Below are 19,710 nucleotides of genomic sequence, written 5' to 3' on the forward strand. Positions count from 1 at the left end.
GCAATGCGACCTAGACTTAAGGTGGGCCGCGCAGGCTGGCATGAGGCTGCGCCACGAAAGGGGTCAAACACATATTCCGAGCCAGCAGCCATCGATAGCGAGCACCGCACGGTCGCGTTCGGCGGCGACCGAGGCATTCGTATCGTCTCCGGATCCGTTTCGCGGGCAAACCACCACGGAGGCGGTTTATATGAACAGTAAGCTTTCCAACCCGGCACCGCTCGGACTGGCCGGGTTCGCACTGACAACCTGGTTGCTCAGCATGGTGAACGCCGGCTGGTACAGCGCGGACGCGCTGGGCCTCGTGCTGGCGGTCGCGTTCGCGTTCGGCGGCACCGCGCAAATGATCGCGGGCGTGATGGAGTTCCCGCGCGGCAACACGCTGGGCACGGTGGCGTTCCTCAGTTACGGCGCGTTCTGGTGGTCCTTCGCGCTGTTCGTCGCGTTCCTGGGCACGAAGGTGCCGGAATCGTTCGTCGGCTGGTACCTGATGGCGTGGGGCGTGTTCACGTTCTACATGTGGATCGGCTCGCTGCACACGAGCACGTCCATCCAGCTGGTGTTCCTGTCGTTGTGGATCACGTTCCTGATGCTGGCGATCGGCGCGTGGACCGGGTCGGCCCTGGCCACCCAGATCGGCGGTTACACGGGCCTCGTGACCGCGCTGCTGGCGTTCTACGCGTCGGCGGCCATGATCATCAACGAAGCGTTCGGCCATACCGTGCTCCCGACGCACGACTGGTCGCAAGGGCATCCGCGAGCGGCGTGACCCACCGGCGGGCCGGCAGGCGCGCATCGGACGCACCGGCCGGTGCCGCCGGCCATCGCATCGGTCCCGAACCGGAATTCGTCATGTAGCTCACGCCCAACATCGTACCTGGTGCCTCGACCTGTGAAAGACAGACAAAAGACGCGCTGCCACCGGGAGCGCGCACTCTTCGTGCTCCGGGCACCTGGGAGCAAGGAGGTATTGTCATGTCAAAAGACAAGTCGTCGCACCACGCGTCCGCAGAGCACCAGGCGGTCGACGTTTCCGAGGCGCAGATCGCCGTCCACTGGCCGGAAGAGGATTACTTCCTGCCGCCCGCATCGTTCATCGGCCAGGCCAACCTGACCGACCCGGACGTGTTCGCGCGCTTCTCGCTCGACAGGTTCCCCGAGTGCTTCAAGGAATTCGCGGACCTGCTCGACTGGTACAGGTATTGGGAAAAGACCTTCGACGCGAGCCATCCGCCGTTCTGGCGCTGGTTCGTCGGCGGCACGCTGAACGCGTGTTACAACTGCGTGGATCGCCATCTCGCGAAGTACCGCAACAAGACCGCGATCCATTTCGTGCCCGAACTCGAATCCGAGGCCGTGCAGCATGTCACGTACCAGGAGCTGTATGTGCGCGTGAACGAATTCGCGGCGCTGCTGCGTGACCGCTTCGGCCTGAAGGCCGGCGATCGCGTGACGCTGCACATGCCGATGGTGGCCGAACTGCCGATCACGATGCTCGCCTGCGCGCGGCTCGGCGTGATTCACTCGCAGGTGTTCAGCGGCTTCAGCGGCGCAGCGTGCGCCGACCGCATCCTGGATTCGGAGAGCCGGCTGCTGATCACGATGGATGCGTACTACCGCGGCGGCAAGCTGCTCGATCACAAGGAAAAGGCCGACATCGCGGTCACCGAAGCGGCCAACAACGGGCACAAGGTCGATAACGTGCTGATCTGGCAGCGCTACCCCGATCGCTACTCGAGCGCGACCCCGCTCGTCGACGGACGCGACGTGATCGTCAACGACGCGCTCGGCGCGTGTCGCGGCAAGCGCGTCGACCCCGTGCAGATGCCGGCCGACGCCCCGCTGTTCCTGATGTATTCGAGCGGCACCACCGGGCGCCCGAAGGGCTGCCAGCACTCGACCGGCGGGTATCTGGCGTATGTCGCGTGGACTTCGAAATACATCCAGGACATCCATCCCGAGGACGTGTACTGGTGCATGGCCGACATCGGCTGGATCACCGGCCACTCGTACATCGTCTACGGCCCGCTCGCGCTCGGTGCATCGTCGGTCGTGTACGAAGGCGTGCCGGTCTACCCCGATCCCGGCCGGCCGTGGCGCATCGCCGAGACGCTCGGCGTCAACATCTTCCATACGTCGCCGACCGCGATCCGCGCGTTGCGGCGCGCCGGGCCGGATGAGCCCGCGAAGTACCACTATCGGTTCAAGCACATGACGACCGTCGGCGAACCGATCGAGCCGGAAGTCTGGAAGTGGTATCACCGGATGGTCGGCAAGGGCGAGGCCGTGATCGTCGATACGTGGTGGCAGACGGAAACGGGCGGCTTCCTGTGCAGCACGGTGCCGGCGCTGCACAAGATGAAACCGGGAAGCGCCGGTCCCGCGATTCCGGGCATCCATCCGGTGATCTACGACGACGACGGCAACGAGCTCGCGCCAGGGTGCGGCAAGGCCGGCAACATCTGCATCCGCAACCCGTGGCCCGGCGCGTTCCAGACGATCTGGAAGGCACCTGACCGCTACGTGAAGACGTACTATGCCCGCTACTGCCGGGATCCGAAGAGCAAGGACTGGCGCGACTGGCCGTACATGGCGGGCGACGGCGCCGTCGACGCGGCGGACGGCTACTTCCGGATCCTCGGCCGCATCGACGACGTGATCAACGTCGCGGGCCACCGGCTCGGCACCAAGGAAATCGAGTCGGCGGCGCTGCTGGTGCCCGATGTCGTCGAGGCGGCGGTCGTGCCGGTGGCCGACGAGATCAAGGGCAAGGTGCCCGAGCTTTACGTGTCGCTGAAGCCCGGCGTGGAGGCGTCGAAAGCGGTGGCCAAGCAGGTGTCGGAATCGGTGGTCGGACGGATCGGATCGATCGCGAAACCGCATCGGGTGCTGATCGTTCCGGACATGCCGAAGACCCGGTCCGGCAAGATCATGCGGCGCGTGCTCGCGGCGCTGTCGAACCACCAGGATCCGGGCGACGTTTCGACGCTGGCCAATCCGGAGATCGTCGAAAGCCTGAGGACGCTCGTGAAGTAGCGGGACGACTGCGTTCGGTCGTTGGATCGTTCGGTCGGCATGCGCCGGGGTTCGGACCCGGGGCGATGCCGACCGAAGAACCGCGAGCGCTTGCCGCATCGCAAGCGCGTCGCGCATGGCCGCGGCAAGCGCGTGGTTTGCGGCGTGGCGCCGATGCGCCTGATTTCCAGCGTCGAGAAATGACGTCTTGACGCTTCACACCCAGCGGGCTGAAAACGAAGCGCCGTTGATTCGTATTTTCGCTTCGTACACCTTCAATTTTCGAACTCGTCCAATAGACGCCTGGCGTCTCCACGGCCCACCATTCGATTCGGATATCCACGGCGTGCTCCCGCGCGCCATGGGCTGTTCCCCCCGGTATCCGGCGGCGATCAATTCGCGCTGTCGGATGGGCGTGCGTTGATTTTCGAACCAGCACAACCGGCCTGCGGCTGCCATGTGACGTCGTCGTGCGCCGAGCACTACGCCAGCCGGGCCGCGCCAGGATCAAAGGTGACTTTCATCACTATGCACTGCAAAGAAACCCAACCAAAACACCCGATCCTCGATCGCATTCCGCGCCTGCGCGCCGCAGCGGATCAGCACGGATTCGAGTGTCTCGACCACGTCTGGAACGGCTTGTCAGCCACCTACCGCTTCCGCTGCCGTCAAGGACACCTCTTCGAAAGAACGCTGCAGACCTTCGGGCGAACCCGGCATGCGAAGTGTCCGGGCTGTTCCGCCCAGGTGCACATGAGTCGCCTGTCGGCGCTCGCGCGGCACGTGGGCGTGCGTTGCCTGGAGCCGCACTGGTTGGGATGGGACATGCCGCACCGCTTCACCTGCGACCACGGGCATACATGGTCGCGCCTCGGGAACAAGGCGCTACAGCATATCGGCTGCCCTCACTGCGGACGTGCGGCGGGCTACCAGCGCCGCTTGGCCGAAGGCCTCGCGCACCTCCAGCAAACGGCGGCGGCGCACGGCGGGGTCTGCCTGAGCACCGTGTACTCCGGTGGAACGGGACGATACCGGTTTCGCTGCGCCCATGGCCATGAATGGGACGCGCAAGGCGCTGACGTAGCGCGCCGGACGTGGTGTCCGACCTGCGCCCGGCTACGCAAGGTCACGGGCTATCTCCTTTCCGATGGCCTCGCTCGCCTGCAACACATGGCGGCCAAGCGTGGCGGCCTGTGTTTGAGCGACGCCTATACGGGTGTCCGTTCGCGCTATCGCTTCCGTTGCGCGCAAGGCCATGAATGGGAGACTTTGGGTCGGCGCATCCTGCGCGGCGGTTGGTGCAGGACATGCTCGAACGAACAAAAACGGCTCGGCATCGAGGCCGCGCATGAGGCTGCCCAAAAGCGCGGCGGACAATGCCTGTCGACGACATACCGCAATACCGTGACCAAACTCCACTGGCTATGCGACCGTGGCCACAGCTGGCACGCGGCCCTCGCAACAGTGCGCGCTGGCCACTGGTGTGCCGAATGCGCCCACATGGCGCGGATACGCAATCCCAACTCCAAGGCGTGGAAGCGCTACCGCGCCGTACCGCTCGATACGGACGTCGTAAATTTCGCGGTTCCCGGCCCAGCCGATACACTGCCGTGACAGGCTTGCGGGAATCGCGTTCACCAGAGGAAATCAGCATGTCACGCCAGGGTATGGCTGCCGCCTTCCAGTACGGCACAGAGCTGCCGGTGTTCAGCAATGCGGCCGATGCCGAAAGGACCCTTTTCGCATATCGTGACCGCGTGCTCCACGCGTTTGCGGCGGAACACGGCGCGGCCATCGGGCTCGACTATTCACCAGAAAGCCTTAAGCCGCTGGAGAAATGGTTCTTCGAGCACGGCGCGCCGGACACGACAGCGTCCGGATACCCGCTCGGTCACGCGCTCAGCTCTTACCTCGGTGAGACGATCTGCCGGCACGCAGGCTTTTCGTGGATCGTACAGGCGTATGCGTTCGCGACGGACCGGTACGAGATCGGCGTCCAGCAGGACCTGCTGACGATCATGCTGACGAAAGGCGTCGTTCCGGACGCCGAACGCAACGCGCGCATGCAGTCGCTCTGGCGCACCTATCGACGCTACACCGGCGCGTGAACCCGATCGTACGCGGCGCGTCGACCGGAATTCCCGGGCCGACCGCCGACGCGCGTCGACACATCAGCCGTTGCCGACTCTCGGTTCCTTGACGGTCACGACGAACTCTTCGGCCGCCTTGCGATGGATCGCAGCCATGACCGCCAGTTCACGCTTGCTGCCCGGCTCGCTGGACCCGACGCCGGTCGCATCTTTCGCCTTCGCGCCCGGTGGGTAGAAGACGAACGATGCGCTCTGCGGGGCGTCCGGCTCCGCACGCAGGCGCTTGTTCAGGATCTTCAGATACTTTTTCTTCGAGACTTGCTTCACGGCCATGGCGTCCTCCTGAATGGATGTCACGTTGGCCAGCATACCAGCTTTGTCCGTGCGCCCGGCTCGTCAATATCCCGACCGCATCACGCGCCTGGTTGGGCAGAAACGGTGTCGTCCGCACTGAACACGGTCAGCCCTTCGATCGGATCCGTCGGCACATCCCACGGCCGTGCCGCAATCGCGCGCATCGCGGCTTCATAGCCGGCTTGCCGGCGGGCGGCAATGCCGGCCGGCGTGAAGTCGATGTCCTTCAACTGGTTGTCCCCGTCGAGCCGGGGCGCGGCGAGCTTGATCAGGCGCATCGTGGTCTGGCAGCCCCACGCGGCCAGCGCCTGGACTTCGGTCGTCGCGCGCTCGGCCTCCGGCACGTGCTTGACCAGTTCGCGAATCACATGGCGCAAGCAGTGGATCTGCTGCTGACGCGCGATATGACTGTCGGTGCGGCTCGCATACTGGATATCCTTCTGCCGTTCCGATACCTGCCAGATGCTTTCCGGCTCGGGGCCGACCGGATTCCACATCTGCACGGAGAAGATCACCGAACTCCTGCGCGGCTTGTCGTCCAGCACCACCTCGACCGGCGTATTCGAATAGACGCCGCCATCCCAGTACGGCTCGCCGTCGATCCGCACCGCGGGGAAAGCGGGCGGCAGCGCGCCCGAACTCATGATGTGCTCGACCGTGAGGCGCTGGTCGCGCGAATCGAAATAGCGCATCGCGCCCGTGCGGGCGTTCACCGCGCCGACGGTCACGCGCGGCCGGCCCGCATTCAGCAGATCGAAGTCGACCAGCGACACGAGCGTCTCGCGCAGCGGCCCGATCATGTAATACGACGCGCGATCGACGCCAAGGCGGGCCAGCGGCCCGAGCCACGACGCAGGATTGGGCCGGAAGAACCCCGCGATGCCGCCGCCGATGATCATCAGTTCTGCAAAGGTCTTGTCCCAACCGGGCAGGAATGCGGGCGCGTGCAGACGGGTGTGCTCGGTCACGCGGCTCCAGAACTCGCCCAGTCGCTGCGCGCGGTGCTCCGGCGGATTCCCGGCGATCAGCGCCGCATTGATCGCGCCGATCGACGTGCCGATCACCCAGTCGGGCTGGATGCCGGATTCGTCCATCGCCTGATAGACGCCGAGCTGGTAGGCCCCCAGCGCACCGCCGCCCTGAAAGACGAGAACGACTTGCCCCGGCAATTCCATTCGTGCTGGCTGGCTCGCGGTCATGCTGTGCCTCGCGGAGTCTGGGATTGGGTCGGACCTCAATATACCGATCAAGTGTAGGCGATCGGGGCTCGATTCCGCGCGCGTGCCGACCGGCGGCACGCGCTGCACCGCGTCAAGCGTCGACGACGTTCCGCATCCGCCGCAGTTGATGCGCAGCCACCTTGCGGCGCACGGTCTGCTCGAATTGCGGCGTCGACGTCACCGGTTCGCGTCTCGCGAGCCCGAGCAGGTTGCGCGCGATCTGGATCGGCGTCACGACGACGCCCCACGGCAGCCCCCACCATCCGCACACCGCGGACGTGAGCAACGCGATCGCCTGCTTCTTCCGGCCGCATCGCCGGCAGCAGACATGACGCCGCGTCGTCCAATTCGTGACGACGATCAGCGACACCACGCGATGGTCGGCATGCACGTCGACGGGGCCGTCCTCGCGCTTGCAGATCGGGCACGGCCCGTAGCGGCAGTCGTCGACGTAATGCTGCACCCTCGCCGCGGGCAGGTGCTCGGCGGCGACGAGCACCGGGTGCCGTTGCGCGCATTCCGCGCCGCAATAGCGGTTGCCGTCGACCGGTCGACCGCCGAAAAAGAATGTCTTGCCGCAATTGCTGCACTCTGCCACGTTACCCCCGGATGCCTGTGTGGGGTGAACGCGTGTTCGATCCGCCGGCGCGCGAGCGTGCCGGTCGGCGGATCGATCCTTGACACACCACGAAACTGGATCAACGGGTGCATTAACGGCAGCACATGTGAGGTCTTAAGCGAACTTTTAATGACAGACGGATGACAGAGCGAATGACTGTACGGATAACAGCGCGGACAGGCGAGCGAACAAGCGGGCCTTGATCGCCCGCCGGTCAGCCCAGAAATTCCTTGCGCCGCAACTGCACGACATCCCGCAATGGCGGCGCGCCGAACAAGCGGCTGTATTCACGGCTGAACTGCGAAGCGCTTTCGTACCCGACGCTCGCGGCAATCGACCCGACATCCCCGCCCTGCCCCAGCAACAGCCGCCTGGCCTCATGCAGCCGCAATTGCTTCTGATACTGCAGCGGGCTCAGCGTCGTCACGTTCTTGAAATGATGGTGCAGCGACGACACGCTCATGTTCACGACCTGCGCGAGCGACTCCACCCGCATCGGCTCCGCGAAGTGATCGCGAATCCACTCGATCGCCCGCGAAATCCGGTGCGTCTGGCTCCCCGCCACCGCCATGTGCCGCAGCCGCGTGCCCTGCTCGCTGGTCATCAGCCGGTAGATCAGTTCCTTCTCGAGCAGCGGCGCCATCACCGGGATGTCCGCCGGCGTATCGAGCAGCCGCACGAGCCGCAGCGCGACGTCGAACAGCGGCGGCGTCAGTTGCGCAAGCGCAATCCCCTCGCCCTCCGGCCCCGCGCCGGGCTCCGGCAGGCGCATCTCCGCGGCCAGCTCGATGATCCGCTGCGGATCGAGCGTGAACGACATGCACAGATACGGCGCGTCCGGCGACGCCTTCGTGACCCGCGACAGGATCGGCAAGTCGATCGATGTAATCAGGCAATGCTGCGCGTCGTACTCGTAAGCGTGGCCGGCGACCACCACGCGCTTCGCGCCCTGCGCGGCGAGCACGAACGCGGCCCGCGACACGCCGCAGCCGAGATCGACCGGACGCGTATGCTTGTGGAATGCCAGCGCCGGAATGGCCGTCGGATGCGAGCCGTCGACCGGCGCAAAGCGGCTGATCAGCGCCGCCAGCTCGCGCCGCCCGGATTCGCGCGACGCGGCAAGATCGATCATGTCCATCAGGATGCCTCGATTCGTCCAGTTCCCCATGCGGCGGGAGCATAGCGAAGCCGCCGGCCACGCGCCGGGGATTTGCAGGATTGTTCAAGAAATTTGCAGGATTGTGTAAACTCAAATCCCCGCGGTCGCGCACACTCCCGCGTATCCCGGTTTCGCACCGGGTTTCCCCCACGGAGACAGTCCATGCCCACCTCGTTTGTCCTCAACGGCAAGAACGTCACGCTCGATGTCGATCCGTCGATGCCCGTCCTCTGGGCGATCCGCGAGCACACGGGCCTGACCGGCACGAAATTCGGCTGCGGAATGGCGCAGTGCGGCGCGTGCACGGTCCATCTCGAAGGCCAGGCCGTGCGCTCGTGCGTGCTGCCGCTCGCCGGCATCGCCGGCAAGCACATCACGACGATCGAAGGCCTGCAGAGCAAGCCCGCCCAGGCCGTGCAGGCCGCGTGGGTCAAGCTGCAGGTGCCGCAATGCGGCTATTGTCAGTCCGGACAGATCATGTCCGCAACGGCACTACTCGAACAGAACCCTAAGCCGACCGACGCCGACATCGACGCCGCAATGAACGGCAACCTCTGCCGCTGCGCGACCTATGCGCGGATCCGCGCCGCGATCCACGACGCCGCTGCCACACTGAAGGCCTGACCATGACGACCGAACTCGATACCCCGAATGCGGTCCGCTCCGGGCGCCGCACGTTCCTCAAGGCCGCCGGCGCCGCCGCGGTCAGCCTCACGATCGGCTTCGAATGGATCGGCGCGGGCCGCCGCGCGCTCGCCGCAACGGCGCCCGCCGCCGAGTTCGCGCCGAACGCGTTCCTGCGCGTCACGCCGGATGGCATCGTCACCGTGATCGCGAAACACGTCGAACTCGGCCAGGGCGCGTACACGGGCATCGCGACGATCGTCGCCGAAGAGCTCGACGCCGACTGGTCGAGCGTGCGCGTCGAAAGCGCGCCTGCTGACGCGACGCGCTACGCGAACCTCGCGTTCGGCAAGATCCAGGGCACGGGCGGCAGCTCGGCGATGGCGAACTCGTGGCAGCAGCTGCGCGAAGCCGGCGGCAAGGCCCGCGCGATGCTCGTATCGGCCGCCGCCGCGCGCTGGAACGTGCCGGCCGCAGAGCTGACGACCCGTGACGGTTTCGTCACGCATGCGAAAAGCGGCAAGCAGGCGAGCTACGGAGCACTCGTCGCGGAAGCCGCGGCGCTGCCCGTGCCGGACACGGTCACGCTGAAGCAGTCGGCCGAATTCCGGCTGATCGGTCACAAGATCCCGCGCGTCGATGCATCGGCCAAGTCGAACGGCACCGCGCAGTTCACGCTCGACGTGTCGCTCCCCGGGATGCTGGTCGCGCTGCTGCAGCGTCCGCCGCGTTTCGGCGGGACGGTCAAGTCATTCGACGCGACGGCCGCGAAGGCGGTGCCGGGTGTCGTGTCGGTCGTGCAGGTGCCGCGCGGCGTCGCGGTCGTCGCGACGGGCTTCTGGGCCGCGAAACAGGGCCGCGATGCGCTGAAGGTCGAATGGGACGAAACCGGCGCCGAGAAGCGCAGCTCGGCCGAGATCATGCGCGAATACCGGCAGCTCGCCGACAAGCCCGGCGTGTCGGCCCGCAAGGACGGCGACGCGGACGCAGCGATCGCCGGCGCCACGCGCAAGATCAGCGCGTCGTACGAATTCCCGTATCTCGCGCACGCGCCGATGGAGCCGCTCGACGCAGTCGTCAGGCTGACGCCCGACAGTTGCGAGATCTGGGCCGGCGACCAGTTCCAGACGATCGACCAGGGCAACGCCGCGCAGGTCGCGGGGCTCAAGCCCGAGCAGGTGAAGATCCACACGATGTACGCGGGCGGCAGCTTCGGCCGGCGCGCGAACGCGTGGTCGGACTACGTGGTCGAGGCCGTATCGATCGCGAAGGCGCTCGGCGCGAACGGCAAGCCGGTCAAGCTGCAGTGGACGCGCGAGGACGACGTCACGGGCGGCCTCTATCGCCCGATGTACTTCCACAAGCTCGACGCGGGCCTGACCGCGGACGGCAAGCTGGTCGGCTGGCGGCACCGGATCGTCGGCCAGTCGATCCTCGCCGGCACGCCGTTCGAGCCGGTGATGGTGAAGAACGGTGTCGACGCGACGTCGGTCGAGGGCGCGGCAAACCTGCCGTACGCAGTGCCGAACGTGTCGGTCGAGCTGACCACCACGAAGGCCGGCGTGCCGGTGCTGTGGTGGCGCGTGGTCGGCAGTTCGCACACCGCGTACGCGGTCGAGGCGTTCATCGACGAGGCCGCGCACACGGCCGGCAAGGATCCGTACCTGTTCCGCCGCGACCTGCTCGCGAAGGAGCCGCGCCTGCGCGCCGTGCTCGAACTCGCCGCCGAGAAGGCCGGCTGGGATCCGGCGAAGCCGCTGCCGAAAGGCCGCGGGCGCGGGATCGCGGTCGCCGAGGCGTTCAAGAGCTATGTCGCGCAGGTCGCCGAAGTGTCGGTCGGCGCAGACGGCAAGGTGAAGGTGGATCGCCTCGTGTGCGCGGTCGATTGCGGGATCGCGATCAACCCGGACATCGTCGCCGCGCAGATGGAAGGCGGCATGGGCTTCGGGCTCGGTGCGGTGCTGCACAGCGCGATCACGCTGAAGGACGGCGAGGTCGAGCAGCGCAACTTCGACACCTACCAGGTGCTGCGGATCGCCGAGATGCCGAAGGTCGAGGTGCACATCGTGCCGTCGGCCGAGGCGCCGACCGGCGTCGGCGAGCCCGGCGTCGCACCGGTCGGGCCGGCCGTCGCGAACGCGATCTTCGCGGCGACGGGCAAGCGGCATTACACGCTGCCGTTCGATTCGGCCGGCACGGCGAAGGGGTGATGGTGGAAGCGCCGGCCGCGGGGGCAAAAGGTGCCTCGCGGTCGGCGTTTAGTGCTTGATGTAGGGTTGCATGTCGGGTGGCCGCCCGCGCGGCCTGCCGCGAACCAACCCGGCACCCGCGATCCCCGTTCGTTGACCGCTCCCGTTACGCCAGACGTAACGCCCGTAACGTTCCCGCCACTGCTACGTAACATTCCTTCAAAGTCGCTCCGACCCCGTGTGAGCGCGCCGCGTTAAAAATTCTTTTAGATTCAACGTCATCTCGGCATCGCGCGGAACTCCGCGTGTTCGCTTCCCATCATGGCCCGGAACTTGCAGTAATCCCTTTGCAAACACTCCTTAACGGACATGCGAGGGCCACCATGGATTGCAAATACCTGTACATCGACACCATAAAGATCAACTTCGTGCGCCGCACGATCGAGATCGACGACAAGACGGTCGACGTCACGCCGCGCGAATTCGACGTCGTCGAATTCCTGCTCGACAACATGAACAAGATCGTGACGCGCCAGGCAATCCAGGAGGCTGTGTGGGGCCGCGAGCTCGCGGTGTCGTCGCGCACGCTCGACACGCATATCTCGCGCATCCGCTCGAAACTGCGCCTCGACGAGGACAAGAACCTGCGGATCATCCCGATCTACGCGGTCGGCTACCGGCTCGTGCTGTTCGGCGCGGCAACGACCCACGTCGAGCGCCACGACGCGGCGCCGCTCCTGCGCGCCGCGCCGCAGCATGCGATGGTGGCCGATTACGCGTGACGTCGGGCCGGCCACGGCGCGGCGATCGATCGCCGGCCGCCTGCCGTCACGCGAGCGACAGCCGCTCCTGCACCACACCCGCCGCGCTGCTCGCCCGCTGCGACTCGAGCCAGGCCTGGAACATCAGCACCGTCCACAGCTGATGCTGCCAGTTCAAACGCCCGCTCTGGTGCTGCTGCCACAGCCGGTCGACCGCCGCCGCATCGAAGAAGCCCTCGTCGCGCAGCCTTGCGGGGCGTAGCAGCTCCTGCGCCCAGTCGCGCAGCGAGCCGCGCAGCCAATGATCGACGGGCGCGCAGAAGCCCTGCTTCGGCCGGTCGATCAGCGCCGTCGGCACATACCGGTCGAGCAGCCGGCGCAGCAGCACCTTCGACTGGCCGCCCTCCGGCAGCCGCACCGAAGCCGGCAGCCGCCAAGCGAATTCGACGACGTGGTGATCGAGGAACGGCATCCGCGTCTCGAGGCTGACCGCCATCGCCGCGCGGTCGACCTTCGCGAGGATGTCGGTCGGCAGGTACGTGAGCGTGTCGATCGCCATCGCCTGCTCGGCGAAGCTCAGGTGCGCGGGCCACGCGCTCGCGGTGTCGAGCGCCGTCGGCGGCTCCTGCCCCGTGAGCGCAAGGCGCTCCGGATGATGGACCGACGACATCAGCAGCCGGTACAGGCCGATGCGGCTCTCGGCGGTCATCACGTGAGCAAGCTTGTGCAGCCGGTCGCCGATGCGCGTCGGCGACTCGCGCGCGTCCGTGTTGCCCCACGCGCCCTGCACGATCGACGCGAGCTGGTCCGCGTGATCGGGCCGCAACGCATGCAGCGCGGCGGCGATCCGCGCGCGCACGGCGGCCGGCACGCGATGCAGCTTGCGCCACAGGCGCGGCGTCAGGAAATAGCGCGTGTAGCCGCCAAAAAGCTCGTCGCCGCCGTCACCGGACAGGCTCACTTTCACATGCCGGCGCGTCAGCTCGGAGACAAGGAAGGTCGGGATCTGCGACGCATCGGAAAACGGCTCGTCGTAGATCGACGGCAGCTTCGGCACGACCGCGAGCGCATGGTCGGCGGTCACGTACAGCTCGGTATGCCGCGTGCCGAGGTGGCGAGCGACCGCTTTCGCGTAGCCGGCTTCGTCGTAGCCGGCCTCGTGAAAGCCGATCGTGAACGTGTCGACCGGCGTCGTCGACTGCGCCTGCATCAGCGCGACGATCGCCGACGAATCGATCCCGCCGGACAGGAACGCGCCGAGCGGCACGTCCGCTTCCATCTGCCGCGCGACGGCCTGGCGCAGGATCGTGTCGAGCTGGCCGACGGCTTCCTGCATGCTGCCGTCGAACGGCTGCTCGCGGCCCGCCTCGATCGCCTGCTCGAGCGTCCAGTACGCGCGCACGTGCGGCGTGTCGCGCGCATGCTCGAACTGGACGTAGGTGCCGGGCGGCAGCTTGCGGATGCCGCGATAGATCGTGTACGGCGCAGGCACGCTCGACTGGCGCAGGTACAGGCACAGCGCATCGCGATCGACGCTGCCGTCGAAGCCCGGATAGTGACGCAGCGCCTTCAGCTCGGACGCGAACACGAGCGCGTCGCCGATCCGGCCGTAGTAGAGCGGCTTCTCGCCGATCCGGTCGCGCGCAAGCGTCAGCGTGCGCGACGCACGATTCCAGAGCGCGAACGCGAACATACCGGTCGCGCGCCGCAGTGTCGCTTCGACACCCCACGCGACGAGCGCCGCGATCAGCACTTCGCTGTCCGAGTGACCGCGCCACGCGGGTGCGCGCCCCGCGCGCTCCAGTTCCGCGCGCAGTTCGCGATGGTTGTAGATTTCGCCGTTGAAGACCATGACGTAGCGGCTGCACGCCGACGCGATCGGCTGTCGGCCGTGCACCGACAGATCGACGATCGCGAGCCGCCGGTGGCCGAGCGCGATGCCGGCTTCGGGATCGAGCCACAGGCCCTGACCGTCCGGTCCGCGATGCGCGAGGCTTGCCGTCATCCGCGCGAGGGTCCCGCGCGCTGTCTCCTCATCGAAGGCGACGCTATTCAGAAAGCCGTCGATTCCGCACATATTGTTGCCCGCTTGTTGACCGATCCCGTCACGCGTCGCGACGCCTTGCGGCACGCCGTCCAGCGCGACAGTCGGGCCATGATACGAAGAAAATATTCAGCAATAATTCACTAGTGAATCTTTTCGGGCACCAGAAAAAATGCGCCGTCAAGCGGTGCGCGCAGATGACTGGAGAAAGGGCCATATCGATTGACGAAGGTGCGGCAATCAACCGGCCCGTCGCCCATTTTGGCGCTTCGGTGTTTCGGCGCGCGCTGCCGGAACCGTTCCCGTCACGACTGCAGCCGCCGCGCAGCGAGATACGCGAGCTGCGCGCGGTTCTGCACGTTGAAGAGTTTCTCGAGCGAGCGGATGTGGTGGCCGACCTTGTGCAGCGACGTGCGCAGCGCGCTCGCGATCTCCTGGTCGGACAGCCCGTGCACGAGCCGCTCGAGCACCTGCTGCTGCTCGTCGCCGAGCGCGAAGCCGCGCGTGCGCGCGATGCGTGCCTCGAGGAACGGCAGCGCGACCCGATGCACGGCGAGACTCACCGACAGCGCACCGCCGATCACGCGGTCGTCGATCCAGTCGGTGCCGTGCGTCTCCGACGTCACGTTCACCGCGACCCGCAGTTCGAGCCGCGGCGCCGACAGGCTGAAGATCACGCCGCTGTTCATCGCATGCGCGCGCAGATGCCCCGCGAGCGCGAGCACCTTGCGATCGCCGTCGCGCTGCGCGGCGGCCTCGATCTCGTCGAGCCGCCACGCGACCGGAAAGCCGCTTTGCCGCACCTGCGCGAAACGCGGGTCGCATTCGTAGAGCATTTGCTCGATATAAGGCTGCATGAAAGTCGCCGGCGCGAGATCGCGCAGCAAATGCGCGCATAGAATCCGCCGCCCGATCATTTCATAGCCACCATAACCGAGCGTGCTGAAACCGATTTGCCGCAAACGCGCATGGCATTGCGAAAAATCGAGTGCGTCCAGGTCGGATTTACCTGTCGCATTTTGAATCACGGTAAAAACGTCCTTATTCGCCGCGTGATAGTCGGCCGAATAAGCGGCAGCGGCCGCGATATCGGCCTGCGAGAACCACTTGACGAGTGGCGTGCCGTCAGCATGTGTCATAAGGAACCCGCCCCTCTCCCAATATTTGAATGCCGCAGCCCCGTCATGACCTGGTCTTTCTTTATGGTTTCTGATTGGAATGGGATTCGCGCTGCTGCATGAAGTTTTAGGCGCAATTAGTATTACGGCATATTACGCGCACGCCGGCATTTTTGTACAATGCCCCCGCGTTTCGTCAGGATGACGATTCGCGCATATCAAGAACGATGCTTCGATCGTATCGCCGCGCGCTGCCGTACCCGAAACGGCGCACGCGCGGCGCTGCGCGTCGGCTCCGAGGGATGGCTCATGTCCGATATTGCCTTGCATGAAGCAGCAGCCGCGACAAGCGCTCAATTGACGTCACGCGACGTGACACGCCGCGCCGATGCGCCGGCCGCGCGCCCCGTGCAGGTCGTCTGGTGCGACGACGTGAAGCGCGGCGACGTCGAGCAGCCGCACGCGCCGCGGCTCGGCGTCGCCGACATGCTCGCGCACGCACAGAGCACCGCCGAGCGCAATCGCATCGTCACGAGCCTGCTGCACCTGACGGGTTTCTCGACGTTCGCGTACTTCGCGCTCGAATTCGCGCACGAGCGTGTCGAGAGTCTCTATCTTCACGAAGCGTTCACACCGTCGACCTATCGCGGCGACTACGTGCGCCACCGTCATCACGACATCGATCCGCGCACGCTCGGCGCGCGCGCGTGCAACATGCCGTTCGTCTGGGACCTGCAGCAGCTGCGCCAGCAGCACCAGCAGCACCAGCAGCGCCAGCAACACGATGACGGCCTCTGCTTGCCGCCCGCCGCGCTCGACGGGTTCCTGCAGACAATGCAGGACGACGGGATGTGCAGCGGGATCATGTATTCGATGGCGGTGCCCGGCACGCGGCTGCATGCGTTCATGAGCTTCACCGCGCCGCGCCGCACGCGCGAGTGGATCACGCCGGCCACCGTCGAGCAGGCGCTGTCGATCGGCCTGTCGGTCCACCAGTTCGCGTCGCCGCAGCTGATCGCGACCTCGCGCGAGCGCGCGGTGAACGGCCTTACGCCGTTCGAGCAGGAGCTGCTGCTCGGCATCGCCGAAGGCGCGTCGGACAAGGAGATCGGGCGGCGCCTCGACACCAGCGCGCACAACGTCGACTATCACCTGCGCAAGCTGCGCAAGCGCTTCGGCGTCGCGAACCGGATCCAGCTCACCTACCTGACGTCGAAGCTCGAGCTGATCTGATCCGCGTGCGGAGCGTGCCGAGCCCGGGGATTGCACGCGGTAAACGCGCATGCCGGCCTCGAGGGCCGGCATGCACGGGAAGCGGCGCGGTGCCGGGTCCGGCGCCGCGTCCATCAGACGGTGTTACTTGACCAGCATCATCTGCACGACCTTGACGATCACGAGACCGACCGCGATCACGAGATAGCCGCGCAGCACGCCCATCCAGATCCGCGTCGACAGCGTCATCACCTGCGGCTCGAGCGTGTCGAGCGGCGGCATGCGCCACGTGTTACGCAGCGAGCGGTCGACGCCCGGCTCGATCACGCGCTTGTTGCGGCGGATCAGCACCGTCGCGAGATAGCCGACGATCGCGAACACGCTGCCACCCACCAGCACGTCGACGATCGCTTCACCGCTGATGTCCGGATACATGACCGACGCGGTCAGGATGATCGACAGCATCACCAGCACCCAGATCACCGCGCCCGTGAACACATTGAGCTTCGTCGAATTCACCCACGGCCCGAGCACCTGCTTGTCGTTGCAGAGCAGCAGCAGGAACACGGTCGCGCTCGGCAGCAGCACGCCCGCGAGCGTCTGCACCGCTTCCGTCAGCAGGCCGAGCGGGCTGCCCGGAATCAGCACGATCGCCGCGGCGGCGGCCACGATGCCGAAGTAGACGAGATAGAAGCCCTTCGCGTCCGACACGCCGCGATGCAGCGAGTGACGGATCTTGAACACGTCGCCGATTGCGTACGCGGTCGACAGCGACACGGCAGCGGCGCCGATGATGCACGCGTCGAGCAGCGCAACCGCGAACAGCGTCGCGCTCGTGCGGCCCGCATACTTCTCGAGGCCCGCGATGATGCCGCCCGCGTCCGTGAAGTTGCCGAACTCCGGATGGCCGCTGAACAGCGCCGAGCTGAAACCGATCATCGCGACCGCGCCGATCAGCACGAACACGATGCCGATCCACAGGTCCGCCTTCTCGTACTTCATGAAGCGCGGCGTGATGCGCTTGTCGATCACGTAGCTCTGCTGGAAGAACAGTTGCCACGGCGCGACCGTCGTGCCGACGATGCCGATCACGAGCAGCATCACATCCGACAGCTTCGCGTGCGCGGGCCAGTTCGGCACGAAGAAGTCACGCGTCATCTGCGCAACCGGCGGGTGGATCGTCACGAGCACCGGCACGAGCAGCAGGCTCAGGATACAGAGCACCACCGCAAACCGTTCGAAACGCCTGAAATCCCCGGTACTCACCGCCGCCATCGTCAGCGCTGCGGCTACGCACACGCCCGCGACCTTTGGCAGCCCGAAGAAATCGAGCACGAACGTGATGCCGATGAACTCGGTGACGATCGTCAGCGCGTTGAGCAGAAACAGGTCGATCACGCTGAACGCGCCCCAGAACTTGCCGAAGCGCTCGAAGATCAGGCGCGCATGGCCAACGCCCGTCACCGCGCCGAGACGCAGCACCATCTCCTGGTTCACGTACAGCACGGGGACGAGCAGCAGCAGCGTCCACAGCAGCGTCGTGCCGTAGTTCTGGCCCGCTTGCGTGTAGGTGCCGAACGCACCGGCGTCGTTGTCGCCGACCATCACGATCAGGCCCGGGCCGAGGATCGCGAGCAGCGTACGCAGGCGCGCCCACCACGTGCCGCGCTTTGCGGTGTCGTGATGCGCGATGGTGCCGAACGCGCCCTTGATGTCGCCCAGATGGGCTTCGTCAAGCACGGCGCTGCGTTCGACGGCGATCGGTGGAGAAACGTTGGATGGCGTGGACATGATGTGTTCCGTACGGCTAAGGGTTATCTGGCAAGCGTGTAACCTTGGTATAAGCGTGCGCAGCCGCGTGACGGCGGCCGCACATGCGCATGCCGAGGCGCGCTCGACTTCAGTGGACTAACGATTTCAGCTGGTTCAGCAGGCGGACGAGCACCGGCTGACGGTTATCGAGCGACAGCATCGCGTCGTAATGGGGGCGCGATTGCGTCACTTGCGGGAATTGCGACAGCAGAAGGCCGAAGTTCATGATCTGGCTCCGTGCGGCGGCAGCAAAGGCTCGCCGCGTCGTGGGCGCGGGGGCCAGTCCGGGGCCTGATCGAGGTCAGGCTAGTCGGCCGGATTGTCCCTGCGACCCGGGTTGAATAGGGTCTGGCGGCATAAGGGACAACTGTCACTGTCGTTCATGGCGGCTCCTGTTCGGTGTTCCGGAAGAACACGGTTGAGCGCCGACCTGCATGCAGGAAACCACGTGCGCAAGCCTGTGAAAGGCGTGCGCGAACGCGGCCGCATGCCGGGCGGCGGCGAAACCAGACGGCGCATGCGCGACGGCATCACGCGTATCTGGCGCGAATCAGGGTGCACGTAGGGGGTTACTGCGAAGTACTGCTGCGCGCACCGTTTGCCTGGGTGACAAACGGCGGCGTTGGAAGGCGCGGACGTTGGTCGCTCAGGCGGATAACTCGTTCGAAGATCGACTACTGCAAGCGTCCAAGGCGGTCGCCCCAAAAGTGAAGATGGCGGATTCTATGGACCGCCCGAAACCTAAGTCAACCCCTTGAAACCCCATTTTCGAGATATTTTTTCCGGCTCGTGGACACTGAAAGATTTGCTCCTTAAAACACGCGCCCAAACCTTTCAGCACGGATGTCGGCGTGCATCGCAAGGTGCGCGAACGCAACGGGGCGTCTGCATTTCGTCAGGCCACGCGCGTCGTGATCGCCTCCGATTCGACGCTTGCGCAACATGCGAACTTTTTATGCGGTTTTTACTTGCGCCGCAGCAAAAGTGGAGACTACAATCCGCCGCAATTCAACACAGGAGTCCCTCCGTGGACACATGCTCTAGTTGCAGTTCGATGCCGGTTCAGGCCGGCCAAGCCATCGCGAGATAGCAGCAGCCCAGGGCATGTCCTTCGCCGCTAGCTCGCATTCGTCGGGTTAGCGCGCTTCCTTCCGGACCGGCCATCGCCGGTTCGTCCGTCGCACGCTCCGTCACGTTCCAAACGCCGATCGCAGGCCGCACCGCGCGCACCTGGGGTCCATCACGTCGTCCGGCTTCGCCGCCGACGGCGGACGGAGGCTACGTCATGTTTCTTCAATCGTTCGCGGTCAGACTCAAGCGGTACGTGCACGTCGCTTGCAACCGCTCGCTCGTGTCGGCGCTGTCGCCGCTCGCGCACACCGTCACCAACTGGCGCGGCGCGTCGCTCGCGCATGCGCTGATCCCGACCCGCGCGCTCGACTGCGCGGTGCTCGGCGCGATGGCTGCCGCCGTCGGGCTCGCCGCGCTGCTGT

18 protein-coding genes are annotated in these 19,710 nt (G+C 66.0%); 10 read left to right on the forward strand and 8 right to left on the reverse strand.

All coding sequences use genetic code 11. From position 1 onward, the window contains the following. Window positions 1–40 precede the first annotated feature (40 nt). From G3N94_RS09940 to G3N94_RS09955, 4 genes are all read left to right on the forward strand, one after another. A complete protein-coding gene (locus G3N94_RS09940) occupies window positions 41–769 on the forward strand; it encodes an acetate uptake transporter (RefSeq protein WP_346778679.1) in 729 nt (242 codons plus the stop codon). 206 nt (window positions 770–975) lie between these two features. Then, window positions 976–3,036: an acetate--CoA ligase gene (acs, locus tag G3N94_RS09945; protein ID WP_205792203.1), complete on the forward strand. Its 2,061-nt coding sequence runs from the start codon at window positions 976–978 to the stop codon at window positions 3,034–3,036. 492 nt (window positions 3,037–3,528) lie between these two features. Beyond that, complete coding sequence (locus G3N94_RS09950; protein ID WP_205792204.1) at window positions 3,529–4,629, forward strand: hypothetical protein; 1,101 nt, start codon at window positions 3,529–3,531, stop codon at window positions 4,627–4,629. A gap of 38 nt (window positions 4,630–4,667) precedes the next feature. Further along, complete coding sequence (locus G3N94_RS09955; RefSeq protein ID WP_205792205.1) at window positions 4,668–5,123, forward strand: hypothetical protein; 456 nt, start codon at window positions 4,668–4,670, stop codon at window positions 5,121–5,123. Window positions 5,124–5,186: 63 nt separating this feature from the next. Here the strand turns inward: G3N94_RS09955 and G3N94_RS09960 are convergent, their stop codons facing one another. The 4 genes from G3N94_RS09960 to G3N94_RS09975 all read right to left on the reverse strand — a co-directional run bounded on the left by G3N94_RS09960 (window position 5,187) and on the right by G3N94_RS09975 (window position 8,436). Further along, the gene (locus G3N94_RS09960) at window positions 5,187–5,438 is read right to left on the reverse strand and encodes a hypothetical protein (RefSeq protein WP_205792226.1); all 252 of its coding nucleotides are present in this window, start codon (window positions 5,436–5,438) and stop codon (window positions 5,187–5,189) included. An 80-nt stretch (window positions 5,439–5,518) separates the two neighbouring features. Beyond that, a complete protein-coding gene (locus tag G3N94_RS09965) occupies window positions 5,519–6,658 on the reverse strand; it encodes a patatin-like phospholipase family protein (protein WP_205792206.1) in 1,140 nt (379 codons plus the stop codon). 112 nt (window positions 6,659–6,770) lie between these two features. Continuing rightward, window positions 6,771–7,277, reverse strand: a complete 507-nt coding sequence (locus G3N94_RS09970; protein WP_205792207.1) for a hypothetical protein — start codon at window positions 7,275–7,277, stop codon at window positions 6,771–6,773. Window positions 7,278–7,512: 235 nt separating this feature from the next. Next, window positions 7,513–8,436, reverse strand: a complete 924-nt coding sequence (locus G3N94_RS09975; protein WP_205792208.1) for an AraC family transcriptional regulator — start codon at window positions 8,434–8,436, stop codon at window positions 7,513–7,515. 183 nt (window positions 8,437–8,619) lie between these two features. Here G3N94_RS09975 and G3N94_RS09980 point away from each other — a divergent pair, with 183 nt between their 5' ends. The 3 genes from G3N94_RS09980 (at window position 8,620) to G3N94_RS09990 (ending at window position 12,052) form a co-directional block, all read left to right on the forward strand. Next, window positions 8,620–9,081: a (2Fe-2S)-binding protein gene (locus tag G3N94_RS09980; RefSeq protein ID WP_205792209.1), complete on the forward strand. Its 462-nt coding sequence runs from the start codon at window positions 8,620–8,622 to the stop codon at window positions 9,079–9,081. Between the two features lie 2 nt (window positions 9,082–9,083). Then, window positions 9,084–11,291: a xanthine dehydrogenase family protein molybdopterin-binding subunit gene (locus G3N94_RS09985; RefSeq protein ID WP_205792210.1), complete on the forward strand. Its 2,208-nt coding sequence runs from the start codon at window positions 9,084–9,086 to the stop codon at window positions 11,289–11,291. Window positions 11,292–11,653: 362 nt separating this feature from the next. Continuing rightward, window positions 11,654–12,052 (forward strand): winged helix-turn-helix domain-containing protein, encoded by a 399-nt coding sequence (locus G3N94_RS09990; protein WP_205792211.1) that lies wholly within the window; start codon window positions 11,654–11,656, stop codon window positions 12,050–12,052. A gap of 46 nt (window positions 12,053–12,098) precedes the next feature. On the opposite strand, the gene asnB is transcribed toward G3N94_RS09990, so the two are convergent. Both asnB and G3N94_RS10000 read right to left on the reverse strand, forming a co-directional pair. Next, window positions 12,099–14,108, reverse strand: coding sequence for an asparagine synthase (glutamine-hydrolyzing) (gene asnB / locus G3N94_RS09995; protein WP_205792212.1), 2,010 nt, complete (start codon window positions 14,106–14,108; stop codon window positions 12,099–12,101). A gap of 272 nt (window positions 14,109–14,380) precedes the next feature. Next, window positions 14,381–15,214, reverse strand: coding sequence for an autoinducer binding domain-containing protein (locus G3N94_RS10000; RefSeq protein ID WP_205792213.1), 834 nt, complete (start codon window positions 15,212–15,214; stop codon window positions 14,381–14,383). 288 nt (window positions 15,215–15,502) lie between these two features. Between G3N94_RS10000 and G3N94_RS10005 the strand changes: the two genes are divergently transcribed. Next, window positions 15,503–16,426 carry a LuxR family transcriptional regulator gene (locus G3N94_RS10005; protein WP_205792214.1) on the forward strand — a complete coding sequence of 308 codons (924 nt, stop codon included), beginning with the start codon at window positions 15,503–15,505 and terminating at the stop codon, window positions 16,424–16,426. Window positions 16,427–16,549: 123 nt separating this feature from the next. On the opposite strand, the gene G3N94_RS10010 is transcribed toward G3N94_RS10005, so the two are convergent. Continuing rightward, complete coding sequence (locus G3N94_RS10010; RefSeq protein ID WP_205792215.1) at window positions 16,550–18,196, reverse strand: NRAMP family divalent metal transporter; 1,647 nt, start codon at window positions 18,194–18,196, stop codon at window positions 16,550–16,552. Between the two features lie 109 nt (window positions 18,197–18,305). Then, a complete protein-coding gene (locus tag G3N94_RS10015; RefSeq protein ID WP_205792216.1) occupies window positions 18,306–18,443 on the reverse strand; it encodes a hypothetical protein in 138 nt (45 codons plus the stop codon). Between the two features lie 192 nt (window positions 18,444–18,635). Between G3N94_RS10015 and G3N94_RS10020 the strand changes: the two genes are divergently transcribed. Next, window positions 18,636–18,782, forward strand: a complete 147-nt coding sequence (locus G3N94_RS10020) for a hypothetical protein (protein WP_205792227.1) — start codon at window positions 18,636–18,638, stop codon at window positions 18,780–18,782. Window positions 18,783–19,502: 720 nt separating this feature from the next. Continuing rightward, window positions 19,503–19,710 (forward strand): hypothetical protein (locus G3N94_RS10025; protein WP_205792217.1); only part of this gene is annotated, 208 nt, incomplete at its 3' end.

It is taken from the genome of Burkholderia sp. Ac-20353, assembly GCF_017104785.1.
Lineage (GTDB): Bacteria > Pseudomonadota > Gammaproteobacteria > Burkholderiales > Burkholderiaceae > Burkholderia.